Source organism: Bradyrhizobium liaoningense, from assembly GCF_018130825.1.
Taxonomy (GTDB): Bacteria; Pseudomonadota; Alphaproteobacteria; order Rhizobiales; family Xanthobacteraceae; genus Bradyrhizobium; species Bradyrhizobium liaoningense_B.
Genome location: NZ_JAFCJS010000002.1, coordinates 443,824 through 459,108 on the forward strand (window position 1 = coordinate 443,824; position 15,285 = coordinate 459,108).

The following is a 15,285-nucleotide window of genomic DNA, read 5'->3' on the forward strand; positions in this document are numbered from 1 at the left end:
TGCCTCTCCTTCACTGCGAGAACGGGCAACGGACGCGCGATTGGCGACCGTGCCAGCGACCACCGCAGATGCGTATCGACTTAGGCCGCTGTCTGGGCTTCGCGACGAGCGATCAGGCAATAGGCCACAGGGACCACAAACAGCGTGAACAACGTACCGATCGACAACCCCGTGGCGATGACAAGCCCCATATTGTAGGGTGACACAGCACCCGCGCCGCTTGCCGTGATCAAGGGAATGACGCCGAGCACCATCGCCGCCGTGGTCATTAGGATCGACCTCAGCCGGATCGTTGCCGCCTCAATGATCGCCTCGACGAGGTCCTTCCCCGCCGCCCGCAGTTCGTTGGCGACCTCGACCATCAGAATTCCGTGTTTGCTGACCAGCCCCATCAGTGTGAGTAACCCGACCTGGGTGTAGATGTTGAGGCTCGCGCCACCGATGCCGATGCTAATGAAGATCAGCGCGCCGGCGAGCGACATCGGAACTGAAACCAGGATGATGACAGGATCGAGAAAGCTGTTGAACAGCGCCGCAAGCGCCAGGAAGATGATGATTTCGGCGAAAGCAAAGGTGACGACGAATCTACCCGACTCCTGCTCAAGCTGCCGCGAGGCGCCGCCGAAATCCACTGATGCTTCATGAGCCGGCGCAGCGGCCTTTCTCTTCGGGCCGAGCGTAATCATCCGCCGCGCTGCAGGTGATCACGATCTCCCTTAACTGGTCGCCTTGATTTCAATCGACTACAATTACCGCCTTTTGACGCGCCGTACGCAACTGCCGGCGCCGCGGAGTTCCCTTTCCACCGGAGCGACGGGCGAGCGAGCGCGTTTAGGAGATCATTAACGATACTTGCAAATCTCAACAGACTTTAAGATCACTGGGAGCTGATCTGCCTAGGCTGAAGAAAATGCCGAAGGACCAGATTGATGAACATCTTCGTGATGAAGCACGGTGACGTATATCGTCGAGCACTTCGCGACGTTGCGATCGGAATGATCGCCACCGTTCCCCTAACATGGCTGGCTTATGTCTTCCTTTTCGGCAATGACCCGGCTGCGACCGTAAGCAGCGCATACGCAACAACTTGCGTCGCGCTCCTTGGTACGCTGGCCTCCCTTGTCATCGGAGGCAGCATGAGCCTGCATAACCATTTGCTGCAGAAAGAGCTACGCATGGCGCAAGCCGAGTTGCTGCGCATCTCTAGAATCGACCAGCTCACCGGGCTCCTCAACCGTAGGGGTTTCAGCGAGATCGGCGCTCAAGCGCTGGCCGAGGCTTACAACACCCAAACTCCTGCAGTTGCTCTGATGTTGGATATCGATCGCTTCAAGAGGATCAACGATCTATTTGGACACGATTTCGGGGACGCCGTTTTGATTGAGATCGGCGAAGTACTCAACAACTTTGCCAAGAAGCGCGGCCTTGTGGTAAGCAGACACGGAGGCGAGGAGTTCGCTGCGCTTCTGGTCGGCGAGTCTCCAGATAATGCGTTCGCTATTGCCGAACAACTCAGGCGCGCATGCGCGCAGAAAGAAGTTGTACGCAATGGCACGCTGACGAAGGTAACGGTCAGTATCGGGCTTGCTGCCGCCAAGGGCAGCGAGAGCTTGTCAAAGGTCCTTAGCCTTGCGGACGAGGCGCTTTATCGCGCCAAGCACGGAGGACGAGATCGGGTGTCGGTACATGGTACCGGAGGAGAACTCCTGCCGGCCTCATAGACGTTGTAACTCAGTGGGCTACGACACCCCATTCGCCTTCTCGCTGGTTGGCACGGTTCAGGGACGATCTGTTCAGCTCCTTGAACGCACAAACTGCCCGTGGAGATTGGTGGCTCGGCGGGCCCTCATACGGCCCGCCCGTAAGCCCTGGTCTCTCTATCGAATGTCATACCCTTTCCAATCCGACGCGATCTGAACCGAGTTCTCGGCAGGGTTCCAGCGATACACTCTGTAGTACTGCCTGGTTCGGAAGTGATTGTCCTTGGTCCATTCGATCGGCCCTCCACGCAGGCCCTTTGTATCAACCTTCAGCACGGACATGGCATCCTTCAGCCTCGTCGGAGCCGTCGGCCAACCAGCCGACCTTAAGGTCGCTTCTATGGCCATGCCACCGATCCAGCCGTCAGTCATCTGCTCCGGCTTGTAGGTCGAACCAGCCTCTCTTGCGGCCCTTGAGATTTCCTTCTGAACGGCGAGTCCTTCAAAAAACATCGCGTTCGATCCCAACGCGTAGAGCTCCCCGTCCTTGATTTGAGCCAACTCACCTTCGGTCTCAGGAAGCACGTTGAGCGCGTAGCTGCCGTTCCAACCAAGCTTGCGCAAGGCACCGAATGTCTTGATCTCGGTGATCCACGGTGCCCAGCAATAGACCCAATCCGGCGCTCCCTGCATGATCTTGGTCGCGAACGGCGTATAGTCGGCCGTGGCTGGCGGGATGACCTCCTTGCCGATCACCTTCATACCCGCTTCCGCCGCGAATTTTTCAGCGGCATCGATCCCGAGCCGTGACACGGGAATCGCCATGGCCGCGAGGCCGATATTGATCGCGCCATTCGATTTCTGCTTGATGAAATCGATTGTCGCCCGGGCATCATGGGTTGCCGAAAATGAAGTCGTGCAGAACAGGAATTCGTTTGCCGGCGGATAGACCTCGGATGGACAAACCGACCCGGCGAACAGCAGCGGAACGCCCACGCGCTGTGCTTCTGCAATCATTGGGGCGAAGGTCGATGACAGGCTTGTATTGATAAGCAGCGAGACGTTGTCCTGGGTCAGCAGCTTCTTGGCATTGGCTGCGGCCTTCGACGGCTCACTCTGATCGTCTTGCAAGATCAGCGTAATCGGCCGGCCGTTGACACCGCCTGCCTTGTTGAGCCGGTCGACATAAAGCCTCAGCCCCTCCGCCGCGCCAGCGACCGTGCTCGCGCCCGGCCCCGTAAGCGCCGCGCTCATGCCGATCACATAGCTTTCCTGCGCCTGCGCCGCTCCTGCCAAGGCAAACATCGCAGAAATAACACCTAATCTAACAAATCGCATTTTACGCCTCCCGCTACACCGATCTATCGTCCTTGCCCTTGCACCGCCCTCGAAGCCGAGCCGGCGCTGGCGAGCGACTGTCTTGAGCTCGCCCATAAGTTCTCGTTATGCCTCGCCGAGATAGGCCTTGATGACCTCTGGGCTGTCCAGCACCTCGCGTGGCGCACCGTCAGCCAGCGAACGACCATAGTCGAGCACGTGAATCCGATCTGCGATGTCCGAGACCATCTCCATATCGTGTTCGATCCATATGATCGGCAATGCCAGCTCCGACTTGCTCATAAGGATCAGATAGGCGAGATTCTCGCGGTCGTCTCGCGACAGACCTGCCGACGGCTCATCCAGCAGCAGCACTGACGGCTCGGCCGCAAGCGCGCGCGCGAAGCCCACGATCTTCTGCTGTCCGAACGAGAGATCGCCCGCGGCCACATCACGGCTGCGTTCCAGTCCCACGAACTTCAGAACATCTTCGGCGCGACAGCGATGCCTCTCCTCCTCGCCGCGAATAGTTCGCATCCGGCACATCTCCGCCAATACCGATGTCCTGATGCGGGCGTGCCGCGCCGCGAGCAAATTGTCGATCACGCTCATCTGCGGGAACAATTCCCCGTGCTGAAAGGTCCTGGAGATGCCTAGCTGCGCGACGCGATCCGGCCTAAGGCCGGTTATGTCGGCATCGCCCAGACGAACTCGGCCCGCGGACGGCCGGTAGAGACCACTGATACAGTTCAGTAGGCTGGTCTTGCCGGCCCCGTTGGGCCCTATCAGCGCAAGAAGCTCGCCGACGCGCACGTTGAGGGATATTCCGTTCAGTACCGTGAGGCCTCCGAACGCGAGACTGACGCTCTCCACCGAGAGTGCGACGCCATTGGACGCGGCGCTATCTGCCGGTTTGAGGCCGATGACAGAGCTATCAACAGTCACGCAGGTGATCTCCCGCCGTTGAGTGCGCCGCGGGCCAGAGCTATGTCGCGATAGCTCCGCCGCTCAACATTGGACGCGCCGTGACCGAGATAGGCACTCTGCACGGACGGGTTCCGGCGCAAGTCGGCCGCGGTGCCGGCGATAGCGACACGCCCGTTCTCGAGCACATAGCCATAGTCCGCGATCTTGAGTGCGACGCTCGCGCTCTGTTCAACCAGCAAGATGGTCAAACGCATTTCGCGGCGTAACGAGAGCAGACGGTTCGCGATTTCCTCGACGATGACGGGTGCAAGCCCAAGCGACAACTCATCGATCAGCAACAGGTCTGGCCTGCTGACAACCGCCGCACCAATCGCAAGCATCTGCCGCTCCCCACCCGACAACAGACCCGCCGATTTTCTGACGTGGGTCACCAGCCGTGGAAAGGTCTCGAAGACCAGCTCAACGAGCTGCGAACGCTGTATCTTGGTGAGGTTGGGCGATGCAACCGCCTCCAAATTCTCCTGCACGGTAAGACCTGGAAACACCTTATCGCGCTCCGGAATGAGACGGACCCCAAGCCGAGCGACGCCGTCCGGACGCCAATTCTCGATCGGCTGGCCGAGGTAGTGGATTCGACCACGCGACACGCGGGCATTGTCCAGGCCGATGAACCCCGAGATCGCGCGCAAAGTGGTCGACTTGCCTGCGCCGTTGGCGCCCAAGAGCGCGGTAATCTCGCCATCTCTGATATCCAACGAGACGTCTCGCAACGCCACGATGGCTCGTTGATAAATCACCTCGAGATGTTCGACAGCAAGAACAACTGCGCCGCGGGTGCTCACGAGACCTTCTCCAGCGTCCGCACGCGAACACGTCTGGTTTCCAGCTGGACGCGAATACGACGCCCAATCGCTACGAGACCGCCCGGCTCCAGGACCAGAAAGGCAATCATCACCAGGCCAAAGACGGCGTAGTTGACGGCGAAGATCTGGCTGGCATAACCACTGGCGCCCGGCAGCAGAGCGACTGACGCTTCGATGGCATAGGGCAGGATGGTGAGAAACACCGCGCCGAGAACGGCGCCCACCAACGACCCCATCCCGCCGACGATGATCATAGCGACATACTGAACCGAGAGCATCAGCGGGAATGCATCGACAGACACGAAGCCACGATAGGATGCGAAGAGAGCGCCACCAACCGCGGTTGCCGCCGAGGTGACCACAAAGGCCATCAACTTGGCCCGTGCTACGTTCACGCCGAGTGCAGCCGCCACGACCTCGTTGACGTGAAGCGCGCCCCAAGCTCGCCCGGTGCGACTGGCCAAGAGATTGCGCGCGCCCCAGAAGACCAGGATCACGGCGGCGAGCAGGATGAAATACCATCCGCGGGCGTCGGTGAAGCGATAGCCAAGGACCGACGGCGGCGCGATCAGGATTCCTGTCGAAAAACCACGTTTGGTCTCATACTCGCCGCCAAGATAAATCACGGCAAAATACAGTGCGAGCGTGCTCACGGCGAGATAAAGTCCGCGCAATCGCAGGCTTGGCAAACCAAATACCAGACCGAGTATCATGCCAATCGCGCCCGCGACAGGAATTGTCGAAAAAACCGGCACGTTAAATTCCTTCACCAGAATTCCAGTCGTGAAAGCGCCGGCTGCGATCAGCCCCGCATGGCCAAGCGAGACTTGCCCGGCGAAGCCGGTCAGGACCATGAGCGACAGTGAGCCAATGCAGGCCAGGAACACCTGGCAGAGCAAATCGATCTGGAAGGGCGTGGCGACGAGGGGAATGGTCGACGCGACAATAAAGATCACCCCTCGCCTCAGCCAAGCCAGCCCCACGATCTCACCTATTGACGAACTAGACACGGTCAAGCGCCTCCCGCGTCCCGAACAGGCCCCAGGGACGGATCGCGAGCACAACGATCAAGACCAAGAATGGCACAACGTCAGATAACAGCGGGTCCACAACTTGAATGAGCAAGACCTCGACTGCGGCAACGAGCAGCGCCCCGAATAACGCGCCAACGAGGCTGTCCAGGCCGCCAACCAGCGCGGCCGGAAACGCCTTCAGTCCGATCATCGTCATGGTGCTATCGAGGCCGGAATCAAGCGAGATCAGAATACCTGCCGTCGCTCCCGCGAACGTCGACAGTCCCCATGTCAGCGCGTAGATGGCGCCGAGATTGATCCCACGCTGAGCGGCAAGCAGCGGATTTTCACCGACCGCGCGCGTGCGAATACCCCACTTCGTCAGATAGAGCGCTACGAACAGTGTCAGGTAGATCAAAACGGTCGCAGCGATCAGCGACAATGAGAATGTCGATATGCGCGCGCCGGCGAACAGCTCTATCGATCGATTCGTCAAACCGATGATTCGGGCCGGATACTGTTGTTGCGCTGACCAAATCATTAGCACCAGGCCACGGAGCGTGACACCCAGCGCGATCGTGGCAAGTACCGCCGCCAGCACAGCTTGCCCGGTTATCCGCTGGATCAACAGGACATAGACGAGAATGCCAACAAAGGCGCTCAGCAGCGCAGCACCCGCCAGCGACACGATGGGGGACGACGAAATGCCGGACGCGACGGCAATCACCAGATAGCTGCCGAGCATCATCAGCTCGCCATGCGCGAGGTTCAAAACACGGCTCGTCCGATAGACCAGGACATAGCCGCTTGCGATCAGTGCGTAGATCGCGGCCAGCACAACGATGTTGATCACAAGCTGTATTGTCACCGGATATCTCTTGATGATGAACGGACCGAAGGGCTCGCGCGCCGCGCGGGTCAATTCAAAGGGGGACGACACTCGGCCCTGGCACTCTTGGTGAAGATCGCCGACAGATCGCGCCCAAAAACGAACGTCACGTCACCCTCCCTTGACACCCAGCGAAAAGTGTTCGTATATCGAACATCTGACTGTTTTGTTGAACATTGGGCTGTAATGCCGATGACTGTCAAGCGCGTTAAGCGAACACCGTCTTCCGAACCACGCCGTCCTGCCGAAGGCATGGGTGGCTTGGCGAAAGGCCTCGCCATCATCGAGGCTCTCTCCTCGTTCGGCGTCCAAAGCGCGGCCGACGCGGCGCGCGCCGCACAATCGACACGCGCGGCCGCACGCCGGTGCCTGCTTACGCTGGTCGAATTGGGCTACGTGGAGCGCGTCGGACGCGAGTTCAAGCCGCTGCCAAGGCTGCGCAACCTCGGCCAGCCCGGAAGCTTGCGCGACAGACTGATCGAGACGAGCGCGAGCATTCTTGCCTCCGGTCGCGACAAGCTGAATGAGTCCGTGTCGCTGGCCGTACTCGAAGGTGAGAGTGTTCTGTTCGTGGCGCGAGCCGAAGCCGAACACATTGTGTCCACCGGCGTGCGCATCGGCGCGCGGCTTCCAGCCTACTGTTCGGCGACGGGCCGCGTTCTTCTCGGCGCCCTCGCCGACCAAGATATACGTGGCATCATCGGCAGCAAAACATTAGCTCAGCGGACCCCGAAGACGATTGTTAAACCCACGCTTCTTCTGCAGGAAATCAACCAGAGCCGAGCGTCCGGCTTCGCGCTCTGCGACGAAGAGCTCGAACTTGGCATGCGCGCAATGGCGGTGCCGGTTCGTGACATCGACGGCAAGATCGTCGCCGCGCTCAGCGTCAGCGCCTATACGGCGCGCATCAATCGTAAGGTATTTTTGACGCAGTTCCTCGACGTTATTCGTGACTGCGCTGCCCAACTCGAGGAACAATGCTTCGGCAGACGCCGTCCGTCAGTAGACGAGGGCAAATAGTCTGCGAAAAGACCTGACCGCGCCGCATAGAAGCTATCGACGGATATCAGAGAAAGACGCTCCCACCATCGACAGCCAAGGTCTGTCCCGTAACAAAGGCTGAGCCGTCGCCCGCGAAGAACAGCAAGGCACCGACGAGGTCGGCCGGCATCTGGTCGCGCTGGATCGACCGGCTTAAGCGCCTGACGACTTCCCCCATCCTCTCCTCCATTCCCGCCGCAAGCACGCCATCACTCAAGGTGAAACCCGGCGCGATTGCGTTGACGGTGATGCCCTCGCCACCGAGCTCGCGCGCCAGGCTACGCGTGAAGGCAACGACCGCCCCCTTGCTTGAGGTATAGTGAAGCATGAAGGGTGCCCCCTTCAGTTGCGAGGTGGACGCGATATTCACGATCCGGCCGCCGCCCCGCGAACGCAAGGCGGGCAATGCAGCCCTCGCGCACAGGAACGGTCCGAGCGTATTGACCTCCATGACCTTCATCCACTCGGCTGGCGAGATCTGGTCGAACGGCTTCAAGGTCAGAGACGTGAACAGACCGGCATTATTTACCAGTACGTCCAATCCACCGTACGCCGCGACTGCATGGGCCACCATGTTTTCCGTATCGCTGACTTTCGTCACGTCGGCATAGACCCCCACGACACGAAGGCCTTCATCACAAAGTGTCTTTGCAGCCGCTTCCGCGTTTTGCGTGTCTGCGATAACCACCGAATAGCTGTCGGCGGCGAGCGCGCGGGCCAGCACGAGACCGATACCGCTCGCTCCTCCCGTAACAATAGCCACGCGTTGGCTCTTTGGACTTTCAGACATGAAACTCTCCTCAGCAGCTCTCCGACGGATGCGGAGATCGTTCGACGGAAGACTGGATGACGATCTTATTAGAGCTGCCGATCAGGGATCCGCACCACCAGGGTCTCGATATTGCCGGTAACGTTGAGCTGACAGCTCAGACGACTGCTCTGCAATCGTTCGGCTGCGGCGCTTTCCAGCATCTCGTTCTCGACCTCGCCGACCGGCGGAAGAGTTTCGGCCCCTTCGTCCTCGATATATACGTGGCAGGTGGCGCACATCGCGGCACCGCCGCACTCTCCCACGATTCCGCCTATTCCGTTATGTACTGCGGTTCGCATCACATTGGCCCCTGCCTCGACCTCGACCCGAGTGCGTTGGCCACCCGCCTCGACGTAGACGATCACCGGCATCGCTACGCCCTTTTTTCTTTCGCGATCAATCGCAGCCGCAACGACGAATATCCACGAACGGTGTTGTTGAAGTGTAATTCCGGCTCGCCGAGCGCCTCAAACACTTCGACTTGCGCTGCCAGTGCCTTCAGGACGATCTCGGCCTCCAGTCGCGCGATCATTTGCCCCGCACAGCCGTGGATACCCGTGCCGAAGGCCAGGTTGGACGCCGGTTTGCGATGTACGTCGAACGTATCGGCGGCTGTCCAATGGCTCGCGTCGCGGTTCGCCGAGGCGATCAAGACAAGGATCTTCTGGTTTTTGTCGAGATCGACACCTTCCAGCGTAACGGGTTGTGTCGTCGTACGATAGAATGAGTGGAAGGTACTATCATAGCGCAAGACCTCTTCGATCGCCTGCCGCGCGATCGCCGGATCATGTCTGACAGCCGCCCACTGATCCGGATACCGTGCAAAGCACGCAAGCGCATTTCCGATGGTGAAGATCGTGGTGTCGAGACCCGCCGACAGCATCGTGCGCACCAGCATCCCAGCTTCTTCATGGGTAATTTCACCGGCATCGGCTGCGGCGTAGAGTTCTGCACCGAAACTGCCTTCGCTCAGATTCTTGCGTTGGCAGACCTCGTTGATCCAACGGATCGATGGGCCGAGCCGCGCCAGGCAGTCCCGGAAGCGATCATTTTGCGGCCCGAAGGCATTGAATACCATGTCACCGTAAGGGAGCAGGTGTTCCCGCCCCTCCGCGGGCAGTCCGACGGCGTCCGCGAAAACCTTCAGCGGATACGCCTCAGCGATATCTCTGACACCGTCGCAGACACTCTGCGCGACCAAGCGCGTTACCATCGCCTGCGCTTCTTGCTCGAACCGCTCACGAAGCCTACCGAGCGACCGCGGTGAGAGGATCCGCGAGAACACCTTGCGGGTGCGAGTGTGTTCCGGGCGATCCACTTCTAGAATGATGCTTGGCTTCCGCCAGGGCGTCTCAGTATGGAAGTTGGTGAGGCCGACGCCGGCGCTCGAGCAGAACGTCTCGTGGTCGGTCAAGACCCGCATGACCGAAGCGTAACGACCGACGGCGTAGGTCCCGTACTTCTGCATCCACACAAGCGGTCCGGCCTCGCGGATCTCCTGATAATAGGGATAGGGATTGGACATCACCTCGTCAGAGTACGGATCGAGGGTGATGACCGGCGCCCCCGGCGACGGCGTCACGCCGACCTCGTCACGGCCAACCTGCAGCATCCATTCCTCCATCCCTAGCCAGCCTGACGATGGCCTGGCCTTGCAGAGCTATTGTTCGTTATTCGAACCCTGTCCGTTATTCGACTTATGATTTACCCAGCTCTATTTTGGGTGTCAACGTTTCGCTTTTGACGCAGCGGTCGCCTGCCTAGCAGCCAGCGCGCACAAACGACGCGTCCGCCCGCAGCACGCTCGTCTCACGGACCGGCATCATCGCACCGAAGCGGCGCAGTCAGCCCTTGCACAACAAATGAGCGCCGAAGCGTACCTGACAGATCAGGCCGATGAGAGCTCGCCGCACCAACTTTCGTTCGCTATTCGCACACTGCCTTCCAACCTATACGAGCGGCCTAGGTGTGAGCGCGCACAGCTTGCCAAGACACCCGTCAAGCAGTTGCCTCTGCAGCTTCGGCAAAAGCCGCCCTTCCCCATCGAAGGCGCTTTCCGAAGTGCCGAGCTCAAGATGCTGAGGGATGACCAACGCACCAAGCTCGCGAAGCAACTGTCGAAGCGCCGGCAGGCCTCGCAAACCACCGACACCGCGCGTCGCACTTCCACAAAGCGCCACTTGCATGCCGGCGAATGGCGTGCGCATTTCCGGATCGCTGCGACGCATCCAGCCGATCGCGTTCTTCAAAATAGCTGAATAGCTCCCCGTGTACTCATCGGCGCTCATGAACACGCCCGCAACCCCGTCAAACGCTTCCTTGAGACGCGCGAGATCGTTGGGCCAATCATGGCCGGTCGCCTTCTCGCAATTCGGCAGATCGAGTTCGGAGAGATCGAGACCGACAACGTCGATGCGATCTGCGAACGACTGTAGCGCGAGATCGGCAGCAGCGCTCGCCAGTCTCCAATTGACCGAACCGATACGACTACTACCTGAGAGAAAAAGCAGCCTCATCAAGCGCGATCCTTTCCGTTCGCTGATGACCATTGGGCTCGAGCGCGACCATCCGCATCATCGCCGACGGCGCGCCCGCGGGAGGCCGCGTCACCCCTCGGCACCGCCCAAATCTTGACACCAAAGGAGACGGCCTGTAAACAAAAACCGCATATCGACCGATGTTCGTATATCGAACATAATTGCCGGAGCTTCTCTGATGAACGAGTTTTCGCGTCTCGAAGCGAAGCCACCTGAGTGGCAACAAGAGGAAGAGATCCGGCAGATCCCTTATTGGACTTTCAACGATGCGAACCTCTACAAGCGCGAACAGCAAAAGCTCTTCAATGGGCCAACCTGGAGCTTCCTCTGCCTTGAGGTCGAGCTGCAGATCGCCGGAGATTTCGTTGCGGTGCATGTCGGCGAAACGCCTGTCATCGTGACGCGAGATCGCGACGGCGAAATCTATGGCTTCGAGAACCGCTGCGCGCATCGCGGCTCCCTGCTTGCGCTCGAAGACCGCGGGAACGTCAAGGATTTCACATGCGTCTATCACGCCTGGACGCACAGCCTTCAAGGCGATCTCATCGGGATCGCGTTTCAGAACGGGATTGCAGGCAAAGGCGGGATCGCCAGGGACTTTTGCAAGTCGGATCACGGTCCGCGCAAACTGCGGATCGCCGTCCTGTCCGGCCTGGTCTTCGGCAGCTTTGACGAGAACGTGGACGAGATCGAAGACTACCTTGGCCCAGAGATCGTTCGCCGGATCGCGCGTGTCCTGAACGGCCGCAAGCCCGTGGTGTTGGGTCGCTTCACGCAGATCTTGCCGAACAATTGGAAGCTGTATGTCGAAAACACCAAGGACAGCTATCACGCGAGCATCCTGCACACGTTCTTCACCACGTTCGAGTTGAACCGGCTGTCCCAGCGTGGCGGCATCATCGTCAACCAGAATGGTGGATCGCACGTCAGCTACTCCGCGGTCGACGGCGAAGCAGAGGCCGCGAAAGCAAAGCAAGTCTATTCGGGGCAAAACATCCGTTCCCAATCCGATCTGACGCTCTCGGACATGTCGCTGCTCGCCAACTTCAAGGAGTTCGGCGACGACGTAACGCTGCAGATTCTGACGGTCTTTCCCAACTTCGTTCTGCAACAGATCCAGAATGCGCTCGCCGTGCGGACGATCCTCCCACGCGGAATCAACTCGATGCATCTCAAATGGACCTATTTCGGCTTTGAGGAGGATACTCCCGAGCAGCGCAAAATCAGGATGAAGCAATCCAATCTCGTGGGTCCCGGCGGTTACGTGTCGATGGAGGACGGATGCATCGGCGGCTTTGTACAGCGCGGCACCGCTGGCTCACCGAATGAGCAGGCCGTGTTGGCTATGGGCGGCTATTCCACTAGCAGCAGTGACGATCGCATCACCGAGGCGGCCGTTCGCGGCTTCTGGAAGGAATACCGATTGAGGATGAGCGTATGAGAGACCTCATTCGACGTCAGCAGCTGATGATGCTGATCTCAATGGTACAGGCACGTTACGTGCGTGAGATCGACGACGGCGACAGTACCGCATGGCCGGACTTCTTCGTGGACGACTGCTTCTACAAGATTACGACCGCCGACAACTACGCCCATAATCTTGAAGCCGGCCTTATGTGGATGGACAGCAAGAATATGTTGCGCGACCGCATTCTCTCGCTACTTGAGGCCAATGTGTACGAGCGCCACTCTTATCGTCACCTCCTTGGACACCCCTACATCTCCGATATTGACGGAAACGAGCTGGATTCCGAGACGCCGTTCATGGTGGCCAGGATCACGCGGGAGGGCCCGACCGATCTCTTTGCCACCGGCCGCTACGTCGACCGTTACCGCATGACCGATGACGACGCGAAGCTAGTCAGACGCATCGTCGTCCTCGACAGTGGCTATATCGATACGTTGTTGGGCTTTCCTCTCTAACTGCGCTGCCTGATCAGCCCGAAGTGTGGCTTGCCAGAAGAACAAGACGACTGGAGGCTTCGTTGACTTTTACCATACGCGTTGCGGATCAGGATATTTCCTACGACTGCGCGCCTAATGAAAGCGTCCTCGATGCAACGGAGCGAGCGGGCTATTCAATTCCCTACTCTTGCCGGAAGGGCGTTTGCGCATCGTGCCTGGGCGATCTCGTTGCGGGAACAGCTTTCGTCCGCGGACAAGGTATGTGCACGGGCCCCATGCAGAGCGTACTGCTGTGCCAGGCCCGCCCGCAAAGCGACATTGAAATCTCTCCGAGCCGGATCCGACCGTCGGAGACGATACAACGCAAGATCTTTACAGCCAAAGTTCGCAAGATCGACCGACCAACACCAACCGTATCGATCATCCAACTTCGTCTGCCGATTGGACGGCGCGGGATTTTCCGTGCCGGCCAATACCTGCGCGTGTTGATGTCCGGGGGCGACTCCCGGAATTATTCGATGGCGAATCCGCCGCAGAAGAATGACGAGGTCGAGTTGCATATTCGTCGGGTATCGGGCGGCACGTTCTCGGAGGGCATCCTTACCCGTCTCGCGCCGTCAAGCACGCTGGACGTCGAGCTTCCGTACGGCGAATTCTCGTTGTCTGATGCTGTTGACCGGAAGGCGATCTTGATCGCTACAGGAACCGGCTTCGCGCCGATGAAGTCAATCATCGAGAATGGCATCAAGTCGGGTCTGACGAGGCCCCTTCATCTGTATTGGGGCGCAAATATCGAATCTGACCTTTACATGCTTGACCTCGCGCGGAGTTGGGCAGAGGCGCATGCGTGGTTCACCTTCACGCCGGTTGTTTCCGCCCCGTCTTCGAAATGGCGCGGGCGAACCGGCCTCGTTCATCGCGCGGTGCAAGCCGATTATCCCGACATGTCGGAATTGGAGGTCTACGCCTGCGGTGCTCCAGTCATGATTGAAGCGGCGCGACACGATCTCTGCTCGGAGTCGGGGCTGACAAACGATGCGTTTTTTAGCGATGCATTCGTGCCTTCCGGCGACCGCGGCGCAGATCGGCTGGCAGCTGCCGCGGCGACAGCGAAAGGCTATGCGGCGCTTTCAACCTAATCTTTCCTCACGCAGCGAAGCGTTCTCATGAGTAAAGCAATTGATACGATTGCCCTCACCATCGGCGATCCGAATGGGATTGGACCCGAAATTGCAGTGAAGGCTGCCGGCGCGCTCGCCGGCCAGTCGAGCTTGAATGTCATCCTTGTCGGCGACGGCCATGTCATTCGCCACTACGCAGAGCGTCATGCGAACGGCATCAAGCTCATTTCTCATGAGAACAGGCGCTCGGATGATCATCCGGCAATCTATTGGCATTCGGTCGATTCGCTTTCACTGATGCACTTCGATCCCGGTCGGGTCGACCCCGCCGCCGGACGGGCAACGGTCGACTACGTCGCAGCTGCGATCGACCTGGTTCGGTCAGGCGCGGCGGGAGCGATCGTCGGATGCCCGCACAACGAGACCGCGGTCAACGCTGCCGGCATTCCATTTTCCGGCTATCCTGGATTGATCGCGCGATTGACGCACACGGACGAGAACAGCGTTTTCCTGATGCTGATCGGCGGCGGCTTGAAGATTTTGCACGCCACGTTGCACGAGCGACTGCGCGATGCGCTTGCTAGGCTAAGCCCGGAGCTCATTGAGAAGGCCGGTATGGCTTGTGCAAGTGCGCTGCAACGTCTCGGTCTCTCTCACCCGCGCATCGGTATCTTCGGCATCAATCCCCACGCCGGCGAGAACGGGCTGTTTGGCGACGACGACGAGCACATCACGGTTCCCGCTGTCAAACGCATGCGTGAGGCCGGACTCCTCGTCGAAGGTCCGATTGGCGCAGATATCCTCCTGACACGAAGGGATATCGACGGATTCGTCGCGATCTATCACGATCAGGGGCATATCCCGGTGAAGCTATTGGCCGGCCGTGACGTGTCCGCGCTTTCCGTCGGATCCGACATCATTTTCTCAAGCGTCGGCCATGGCAGTGCCTTCGATATCGCCGGCCAGGGAAAGGCGGAATCGACCGCCGTGCTTCGTACATTGCGACTCATCGGAGATCGAGTGGCAGACGCCGGCGGCGAGTCCACCGGCGCCCAACTGAAGCCGTGACGGCCTGTTGGTGCGAAGCACGACGGTTTGGCGGAACCAGAGGCCCGGCTCGTCCGAAACAACAATAGCTACAGTTTTCGGGAGGAGAGATCG

Annotated in this window: 15 protein-coding genes and 1 pseudogene; 6 read left to right on the forward strand and 10 right to left on the reverse strand. The window is 59.4% G+C overall.

The features are described 5' to 3' along the window. Positions 1-80 precede the first annotated feature (80 nt). A pseudogene (locus JQ603_RS10585) lies at positions 81-635 on the reverse strand (efflux RND transporter permease subunit); the annotation flags it as partial. Positions 636-929: 294 nt separating this feature from the next. Here JQ603_RS10585 and JQ603_RS10590 point away from each other — a divergent pair. Next, positions 930-1,721, forward strand: coding sequence for a GGDEF domain-containing protein (locus tag JQ603_RS10590; protein WP_212339166.1), 792 nt, complete (start codon positions 930-932; stop codon positions 1,719-1,721). 156 nt (positions 1,722-1,877) lie between these two features. On the opposite strand, the gene JQ603_RS10595 is transcribed toward JQ603_RS10590, so the two are convergent. The 5 genes from JQ603_RS10595 to JQ603_RS10615 all read right to left on the reverse strand — a co-directional run bounded on the left by JQ603_RS10595 (position 1,878) and on the right by JQ603_RS10615 (position 6,760). Continuing rightward, positions 1,878-3,005 (reverse strand): ABC transporter substrate-binding protein, encoded by a 1,128-nt coding sequence (locus JQ603_RS10595; RefSeq protein WP_212339168.1) that lies wholly within the window; start codon positions 3,003-3,005, stop codon positions 1,878-1,880. Positions 3,006-3,143: 138 nt separating this feature from the next. After that, complete coding sequence (locus JQ603_RS10600; protein ID WP_212339170.1) at positions 3,144-3,962, reverse strand: ABC transporter ATP-binding protein; 819 nt, start codon at positions 3,960-3,962, stop codon at positions 3,144-3,146. Then, entirely contained in the window at positions 3,959-4,786 is an 828-nt protein-coding gene (locus JQ603_RS10605; RefSeq protein ID WP_212339174.1) for an ABC transporter ATP-binding protein, read from the reverse strand. The genes JQ603_RS10600 and JQ603_RS10605 overlap by 4 nt, the downstream gene beginning before the upstream one ends. Next, entirely contained in the window at positions 4,783-5,763 is a 981-nt protein-coding gene (locus JQ603_RS10610; protein WP_212339177.1) for a branched-chain amino acid ABC transporter permease, read from the reverse strand. The genes JQ603_RS10605 and JQ603_RS10610 overlap by 4 nt, the downstream gene beginning before the upstream one ends. 46 nt (positions 5,764-5,809) lie before the next feature. Next, complete coding sequence (locus JQ603_RS10615; RefSeq protein ID WP_212339180.1) at positions 5,810-6,760, reverse strand: branched-chain amino acid ABC transporter permease; 951 nt, start codon at positions 6,758-6,760, stop codon at positions 5,810-5,812. Between the two features lie 141 nt (positions 6,761-6,901). Here JQ603_RS10615 and JQ603_RS10620 point away from each other — a divergent pair, with 141 nt between their 5' ends. Then, positions 6,902-7,729 carry an IclR family transcriptional regulator domain-containing protein gene (locus tag JQ603_RS10620; RefSeq protein ID WP_212339181.1) on the forward strand — a complete coding sequence of 276 codons (828 nt, stop codon included), beginning with the start codon at positions 6,902-6,904 and terminating at the stop codon, positions 7,727-7,729. Between the two features lie 46 nt (positions 7,730-7,775). Here the strand turns inward: JQ603_RS10620 and JQ603_RS10625 are convergent, their stop codons facing one another. The 4 genes from JQ603_RS10625 to JQ603_RS10640 all read right to left on the reverse strand — a co-directional run bounded on the left by JQ603_RS10625 (position 7,776) and on the right by JQ603_RS10640 (position 11,077). Further along, on the reverse strand, positions 7,776-8,540 hold the full coding sequence (locus JQ603_RS10625) for an SDR family NAD(P)-dependent oxidoreductase (RefSeq protein ID WP_212339197.1): 765 nt from the start codon (positions 8,538-8,540) through the stop codon (positions 7,776-7,778). Between the two features lie 68 nt (positions 8,541-8,608). Next, on the reverse strand, positions 8,609-8,932 hold the full coding sequence (locus JQ603_RS10630; RefSeq protein ID WP_212339200.1) for a 2Fe-2S iron-sulfur cluster-binding protein: 324 nt from the start codon (positions 8,930-8,932) through the stop codon (positions 8,609-8,611). A gap of 2 nt (positions 8,933-8,934) precedes the next feature. Next, positions 8,935-10,173 (reverse strand): cytochrome P450, encoded by a 1,239-nt coding sequence (locus JQ603_RS10635; RefSeq protein WP_212339202.1) that lies wholly within the window; start codon positions 10,171-10,173, stop codon positions 8,935-8,937. Between the two features lie 337 nt (positions 10,174-10,510). After that, positions 10,511-11,077, reverse strand: coding sequence for an NADPH-dependent FMN reductase (locus tag JQ603_RS10640; RefSeq protein ID WP_212339204.1), 567 nt, complete (start codon positions 11,075-11,077; stop codon positions 10,511-10,513). A 199-nt stretch (positions 11,078-11,276) separates the two neighbouring features. Between JQ603_RS10640 and JQ603_RS10645 the strand changes: the two genes are divergently transcribed. From JQ603_RS10645 to JQ603_RS10660, 4 genes are read left to right on the forward strand one after another with little or no spacing between them, the layout of a single operon-like run. Further along, the gene (locus JQ603_RS10645) at positions 11,277-12,539 is read left to right on the forward strand and encodes an aromatic ring-hydroxylating dioxygenase subunit alpha (protein ID WP_212339206.1); all 1,263 of its coding nucleotides are present in this window, start codon (positions 11,277-11,279) and stop codon (positions 12,537-12,539) included. Then, on the forward strand, positions 12,536-13,021 hold the full coding sequence (locus JQ603_RS10650; RefSeq protein ID WP_212339208.1) for an aromatic-ring-hydroxylating dioxygenase subunit beta: 486 nt from the start codon (positions 12,536-12,538) through the stop codon (positions 13,019-13,021). The genes JQ603_RS10645 and JQ603_RS10650 overlap by 4 nt, the downstream gene beginning before the upstream one ends. 23 nt (positions 13,022-13,044) lie before the next feature. Beyond that, positions 13,045-14,142 (forward strand): 2Fe-2S iron-sulfur cluster-binding protein, encoded by a 1,098-nt coding sequence (locus tag JQ603_RS10655; RefSeq protein WP_349630725.1) that lies wholly within the window; start codon positions 13,045-13,047, stop codon positions 14,140-14,142. Positions 14,143-14,169: 27 nt separating this feature from the next. After that, on the forward strand, positions 14,170-15,192 hold the full coding sequence (locus JQ603_RS10660) for a PdxA family dehydrogenase (RefSeq protein ID WP_212339213.1): 1,023 nt from the start codon (positions 14,170-14,172) through the stop codon (positions 15,190-15,192). The last annotated feature ends 93 nt before the right edge of the window (positions 15,193-15,285 follow it).

What these genes read in the sequence shown, in the direction of transcription:
- JQ603_RS10590 (WP_212339166.1), top strand. Translation starts at nt 930, where the DNA reads ATGAACATCTTCGTGATGAAGCACGGTGACGTATATCGTCGAGCACTT.
- JQ603_RS10595 (WP_212339168.1), bottom strand. Translation starts at nt 3,005, where the DNA reads ATGTTTGCCTTGGCAGGAGCGGCGCAGGCGCAGGAAAGCTATGTGATC.
- JQ603_RS10620 (WP_212339181.1), top strand. Translation starts at nt 6,902, where the DNA reads ATGACTGTCAAGCGCGTTAAGCGAACACCGTCTTCCGAACCACGCCGT.
- JQ603_RS10625 (WP_212339197.1), bottom strand. Translation starts at nt 8,540, where the DNA reads ATGTCTGAAAGTCCAAAGAGCCAACGCGTGGCTATTGTTACGGGAGGA.
- JQ603_RS10630 (WP_212339200.1), bottom strand. Translation starts at nt 8,932, where the DNA reads ATGCCGGTGATCGTCTACGTCGAGGCGGGTGGCCAACGCACTCGGGTC.
- JQ603_RS10635 (WP_212339202.1), bottom strand. Translation starts at nt 10,173, where the DNA reads ATGCTGCAGGTTGGCCGTGACGAGGTCGGCGTGACGCCGTCGCCGGGG.
- JQ603_RS10640 (WP_212339204.1), bottom strand. Translation starts at nt 11,077, where the DNA reads ATGAGGCTGCTTTTTCTCTCAGGTAGTAGTCGTATCGGTTCGGTCAAT.
- JQ603_RS10645 (WP_212339206.1), top strand. Translation starts at nt 11,277, where the DNA reads ATGAACGAGTTTTCGCGTCTCGAAGCGAAGCCACCTGAGTGGCAACAA.
- JQ603_RS10650 (WP_212339208.1), top strand. Translation starts at nt 12,536, where the DNA reads ATGAGAGACCTCATTCGACGTCAGCAGCTGATGATGCTGATCTCAATG.
- JQ603_RS10660 (WP_212339213.1), top strand. Translation starts at nt 14,170, where the DNA reads ATGAGTAAAGCAATTGATACGATTGCCCTCACCATCGGCGATCCGAAT.